Raw genomic sequence first — 2,738 nt, forward strand, 5'->3', positions numbered from 1 at the left:
CCCACCCGGGCATCAAAGCCCCCGTGGCCGTATGACGGTAGGGCTGATCTGGGCCCAATCGACCTCCGGGGTCATTGGCCGCGACAACGGCATACCGTGGCGGCTACCCGAGGATCAGGCCAGGTTCAAGGAACTCACCCTTGGCCACACCGTGGTCATGGGGCGTCTCACCTGGGAGTCCCTGCCCGCGAAGGTCAAACCCCTGCCGGGGCGCAGAAATGTCGTACTCACCCGGCAAGCTGACTACATGGCAGCTGGAGCGACGGTGGTGAGCGGCCTCGAGGCAGCGCTCACCGATGATGAAACCTGGGTTATCGGCGGTGCGGAGATCTACGCGCTGGCCCTGCCGACGGCCACCCGATGCGAGGTCACCGAAGTCGACGTGACATTGCCCAGGGAGGACGGCGACGCCGTGGCGCCGGTGCTCGACGGGGCATGGGTCGGCACTGAGGGCGAATGGCTGACCAGCGCCGCTGGCATCCGCTACCGATTCGTCGGATATCAGCGGACATGATCCTCACCGTTGATCAGGCGCGCCGGGTAGCCGTCGCCGCACAGGGTTTCGCCGAGGCCAAACCGCTTGGCGTGGTCAATCGTTCGCACCTGAAACGGCTGGTCTCGCGCATCCAGGTGCTGCAACTCGACTCGGTGTCGGTCGCCGTACGCGCCCACTATGCGCCGGTGTTCAGCAGGCTGGGTCCGTATGACCGCAGCGTCCTCGAGCGGGCCGCGTGGAACCACTCCACCCGCTCACCGCGGTTGCTGGTCGAGTATTGGGCGCACGAAGCCGCGCTGATGGCGGTCGACGACTGGCCGCTGCTGCGCTGGCGGATGCGCGAGTACACCCACGGCCGGTGGGGCACCGAGATCGTGAGGAAGAACGGAAAGCTGGCCGACGACGTCATCGCCGCGGTCGCCGAGCTGGGGCCCAGCACCGCAGGCCAGATCGAGGCGCACCTGGCGTCGGAGCCACGCGGCCGCAAGGGCCCGTGGTGGGACCGCAGCGATACCAAGTGGGTCGCCGAGGCGCTTTTCGCGTCGGGTGTTCTCACCACTGCCACCCGGGTGGGGTTCGCCCGGCACTACGACCTCACCGAGAACGTCCTGCCGCCCGACGTGGTCGCTCGCGACGTCGATGACGAGGACGCCGTGCGGGAACTCGTATTGCGGGCGGCGACGGCGCTGGGGGTGGCCACCGAAACGGACATCCGGGACTACTTCCGGCTGGGCGCCAAACAGGCCAAACCCGCGATCGCCGAGTTGGTGTCCTCCGGCGAGATCGAAGAGGTCGCCGTCGATGGCTGGACCGCGCCGGGGTACCTGCGCGTGGGACAGAGCGTGCCGCGCCAAGATCGTGGGACTGCGCTGCTGTGCCCGTTCGATCCACTGATCTTCTTCCGGCCCCGCGTCGAGCGGATCTTCGGCTTCCACTACCGCATCGAGATCTACACCCCAGCGCCCAAGCGTCGGTACGGGTACTACGTGTGGCCGTTCCTGCTCGACGGCCGGCTGGTGGGTCGCGTGGATCTCAAGGCGGACCGCACCCGCTCCGACGAATCCTCGGTGCTGAACGTGGTGGGGGCGTTCACCGAGCCGGGCGAGTCCTCGTCGCGGGTCGCGCAGGCGTTGGCGCTGGAGCTGCAGTCGATGGCGTCGTGGCTGGGGCTGTCCGAGGTGACGGTGGGGGAGCGGGGCGATCTGGCGCCTGCGTTGTCGCGGGCGCTGAGGCGGCTAGGCATGGCGCCGGTTTCATGACGGAGCGCGCTGCGGTCATGGGTTGGTGGCGGCAGACGGATCAATTCGACTGGTTCAGCGTCTATCTGCACGACCGCGGGCTGCAGTTGCAGTGGCGGCTGGCCACATTCGTGTTCACGGCGGTGCTCGGCGCGTTGCCGCTGGTGATGCTTGGCAGCCCCCGAGGGCCGGACAATCCTCTGACCACGGTCATCGCGATCACCGCCGGGGTGGGTGGGCTCGGCGCCGCGCTGCTGTGGTTGTTCCGGTGGCCGACCCGCCGACAATCCCTGGTGTACAACGGCGTCTGTTCGGGCTGTACCGCCGCGACCTGTCTGGTGTTGTCGAGCCCCTATGCGGGCCTGATGGGATGCACGATATTCGCGGTGATCGGCGGCTTCCTCGCCTACTTCCACACGATCGCCCACGTCATCGGGAACTGTGCCTTGGCGGTGACGTGCACAGTCATCACCGCAAGCCGGCTGATCGTCGACACGGGCGACACCTCGCTGACCATCGCATCGATTCTCACGGTGATCGCGCTCAACGTCGGGGTGCCGTTCGGAATCCACTCGCTGGTGCATTCCTTGCGCATCGACCTACGAAATTCCGATCGCGATCCTCTCACCGGCGCGCTCAACCGGCGCTCCGTCTACAACGCAGTCCACGAGATTGCGGTGGCCCAGCAAGGTTCGGTTGGCGTCCGCCTGAACGTCACGATGATCGACCTCGACCAGTTCAAGAAACTCAATGACACCCGGGGCCATGCCGTCGGTGATGAGGCTCTGGTCAGCGTCGGGGCCGTGCTGCGGGAGAACTGCAGTGGCGATGCCGTCATCGGGCGGCTGGGTGGCGAGGAGTTCGTGATCGCCGACGGCGCGCCCGCTGCCGACCATGCCGGGACCGCCGAACGTATCCGCGCGGGGATTGCCGCAATGCCATTTCAGATCACCGCGAGCCTCGGCACGTGCAGCGCGATCGTCGAGCCCGGCACCGCGATGGAG

General features: G+C 67.3%; 3 protein-coding genes. All 3 read left to right on the forward strand.

Features of this window, described 5'->3' with window-relative positions; all coding sequences use genetic code 11:
• Positions 1-31: 31 nt before the first annotated feature.
• A complete protein-coding gene (locus ACRDUX_RS03310; RefSeq protein ID WP_526410994.1) occupies positions 32-514 on the forward strand; it encodes a dihydrofolate reductase in 483 nt (160 codons plus the stop codon).
• Entirely contained in the window at positions 511-1,755 is a 1,245-nt protein-coding gene (locus tag ACRDUX_RS03315) for a winged helix-turn-helix domain-containing protein (RefSeq protein WP_526410996.1), read from the forward strand. The genes ACRDUX_RS03310 and ACRDUX_RS03315 overlap by 4 nt, the downstream gene beginning before the upstream one ends.
• Positions 1,752-2,738 (forward strand): GGDEF domain-containing protein (locus ACRDUX_RS03320; RefSeq protein ID WP_526410998.1); only part of this gene is annotated, 987 nt, incomplete at its 3' end. The genes ACRDUX_RS03315 and ACRDUX_RS03320, both read left to right, overlap by 4 nt.

Source organism: Mycobacterium sp. (assembly GCF_050701675.1).
Classification (GTDB): Bacteria; Actinomycetota; Actinomycetes; order Mycobacteriales; family Mycobacteriaceae; genus Mycobacterium.